2 protein-coding genes and 1 pseudogene are annotated in these 3,105 nt (G+C 45.3%); 1 reads left to right on the top strand and 2 read right to left on the bottom strand.

Annotation, left to right across the window (positions count from 1 at the left end; all coding sequences use genetic code 11):
• Positions 1 to 108: 108 nt before the first annotated feature.
• Positions 109 to 312: pseudogene (locus BLR43_RS09435) on the top strand (transposase); the annotation flags it as partial.
• A gap of 205 nt (positions 313 to 517) precedes the next feature.
• Here the strand turns inward: BLR43_RS09435 and dsbD are convergent.
• A complete protein-coding gene (gene dsbD / locus BLR43_RS09430) occupies positions 518 to 2,689 on the bottom strand; it encodes a protein-disulfide reductase DsbD (protein WP_093070750.1) in 2,172 nt (723 codons plus the stop codon).
• A gap of 113 nt (positions 2,690 to 2,802) precedes the next feature.
• Positions 2,803 to 3,105 (bottom strand): transposase (locus BLR43_RS09425; protein WP_143007426.1); only part of this gene is annotated, 303 nt, incomplete at its 5' end.

Below are 3,105 nucleotides of genomic sequence, written 5' to 3'. Positions count from 1 at the left end.
AATAACTCGATGAGTCTGCTTTGTTTATACCAACTTAGTTTACTCTTTCTCATAGTGCTATCCTAAATAATTTTACTCATCTAGGACAGCCCCTTACTTGAGCCTATGGATGAGGTACTACTCAATCATCGCTCTTTGGTTGAAACGGTGTTTGGGGAGCTTAAAAACTTGTGTCAGATTGAGCATTCACGCCATCGTAGTGTCACGGGGTTTATCACAAACTTGCTGTCAGGTTTAATTGCTTATTGCTGGTTTCCCTATAAACCCACCATCAAAAATATGCCTCAGCAGGGACAGGTAGCAACATTGTAAATAGTATCAATGAGTTACAATGTGGCTTATCCCGAACTGGGGTTAAGTAGTTAAATGAATAGTAATAAATAACGTTAAACCAAGGATTTAGCGTCTATATTAAAAAGGCTATTTAGTAAGATTGAAAAAGCCAACGTCCTATTATCAAAGGACGTTGGCTTTTTAATGGGTAGAAATGATGTGGAATTTATCTACATTTAAACGATTAATTTAGCGCGGTTAAGGTTTGCTCAAACGCTGCGCGCCCGATTTCACCCACTTGCTGATTGACCAATTGCCCGTCTTGATAATACAGCAATGCTGGCGGACCAAATAGTTTATAACGCGCTAAGATTGCTTTTGAATCCGCTGTTGTCTCCGTGATATCAAGTCTGACCAATTGCCAATCTTGCATTTGCGCAGGGCGATTATGAAATAAGTTTTTCTCCATAATCCGGCATGCAATACACCATTCGGCGGTGACATCGACCAGCACTTTAGGATTGGCGGCGACAATGGCATCTAACTCAGCCAGCGTCGTGACCGTCTTATCGGTTGCATTACTGGTGGCTGGTTGACCAGCAGTTGTCTGCAGCACCGGAACCGCAGTTAGGGAGGCAAGCGGATGCAAGCTGTCGTCATTGCCCAATGCGGCGCCGACGATTAAACACGTCGCCCAAATACCAGCGATTAAGCCTAGCGCTTGGGTCAGCATCCGACCTTTGCCTAGCCAGCTCCACGCCCACATCGCCACGACCATAAACCACAGCGCCCAAACCATCAGCATCACAGGCGAGATAAAGACGCGTTCAATTAATAACAATGCCACGGCAAAAAGCAACAAAGCAAAGCCCTGCTTGACCCAGTTCATCCACTCACCCGCTTTTGGCATGATTTTACCTTGGGTCGCGCCGATTAAAATAAGCGGCGCTGATAAACCAAAACCGAGCATAAATAAAGCCGCAAAGCCAAGTAATGGACTTCCAATCGTTGATACAGCAAGCAGCGCCCCAAATAAGGGTGCCGAAACACAAGGCGATACCACGAGCGCCGATAAGAATCCCGCAATTAAACTGCCGCCCGTACTACCAAGCTTGCTATCCCCCGCTTGGCTTAGACCCTGCATTTTACTACTGATAAATCTCGGCAGACGAATGCTAAATACGCCCAACATATAAAGGGCTAATAAGACAAAAACGATGGCAAACCCAATTAAAATAATCGGATTTTGTAGCCAACCGATAATGCCTAACGATTCGCCAAATACCGCAATGACCGCGCCTAAAATACCATAAGCGATGGCAACACCAATAGCGTAGCTGGTCGTTAAAATGACACCTTTTTTAACTGTTGGGTTTTGCTGGCGAGCGACGATATTGGCGACAATCGGTAGCATCGGTAATACGCATGGCGTCAATGCCAAGCCTAATCCTGCCAAAAATAATAACACCAATGCCAACCACGGATGCGAGGCTAAGCCAAAAGGGTCGCTATCAATCGTGTTATCACCAACAACGGTATTGCTTGTTGCAGCAGCATTATTTATGACAGCGTCATTGTTCGCTGCTTCACTTGTGACATTATCGCCTACCACTTCTTCATCGGCTCCAGAGATGGTATTGATTGCACCAAGCTCTGCATCTAACGCTTCGTCATCTAACAATGCATAATCAATCACCTCGTCATCTGGCGTAGTTTGCTCTGTAGCAAGACTATTGGTAACTGTCCCATCTGTAGAGGCTTGCGCAGTTTCTGCATTGCTGTTATTGCTCGCAGAACCTGTAGCAGTGCTACTTGAACTATTGGCTGCCGATTGTGACGCAGCAGCAATATTGACTGTGGTTTTTATTTTCTCCGGTGGATAGCATAGACCCGCTTTGGCACAGCCTTGCCAACCTATCGTCACGGCGGCATTATTTATCGCCTTGCCATTACTACTACTCAAAATGGTAGTAGCAACCATATTGGCTTGGTCAAATACCAATACTTGCCCAAAAGTTGGATCGTCGATGGAGACTGGCTTTTGGCTAAAGGTAAAAGGTGCGGCGCTCACGCCTGCAGGCAGCGTTAGCTTAATTTGGTCTTTATAAACATAGTGCTCAGGCGTAATGTCAAATTTAATGGCTAAGCGCGTGCCATTATTGGTCGGTTTGCTGCTGCTGCTAACTTGAAACGCTTCGTTAACGGGCAAAAATTTCGGTTGGGTCGCGCTTTTATCACTGCTAAATAAATCGCCCAATCCTGCCGCTTGCGATGCCACTGGCACGGCCGTCAGCCCAGTCGCTGCTAGCCCTGTCAATAATGAACCCGCGCTGAAAGCGAACGCCAACAGATAAGATTTTTTCGACGATTTATTTTGCGTTAATGACGGAGACTTTTCTGCGCTCTTAAGGGACATGAAGGGCTACCTATTATTTCCAATATTCGAATTGACCAATTCACTGTCTGTATGGACTTGTCTATTTACAACCCCAGTTCGGGATAAGCCACATTGTAACTCATTGACACTATTTACAATGTTGCTACCTGTCCCTGCTGAGGCATATTTTTGATGGTGGGTTTATAGGGAAACCAGCAATAAGCAATTAAACCTGACAGCAAGTTTGTGATAAACCCCGTGACACTACGATGGCGTGAGTGTTCGATTTGGCACAAGTTTTTAAGCTCTCCAAACACCGTTTCAATCAAAGAGCGATGATTGAGTAGTGCCTCATCCATAGGCTCAAGTAATTGGGGTTTCATATTACGCCGAAGTTTGGTTATCAACGTGGTATCATTGTGTTTTGTGAGCCACTCGTTTAGGGCTTTACTGAT

It is taken from the genome of Psychrobacter pacificensis (assembly GCF_900101915.1).
GTDB lineage: Bacteria > Pseudomonadota > Gammaproteobacteria > Pseudomonadales > Moraxellaceae > Psychrobacter > Psychrobacter pacificensis.
Note: the sequence above shows the minus strand (reverse complement) of the source record. Positions and strands in the feature narration are given on the sequence as shown.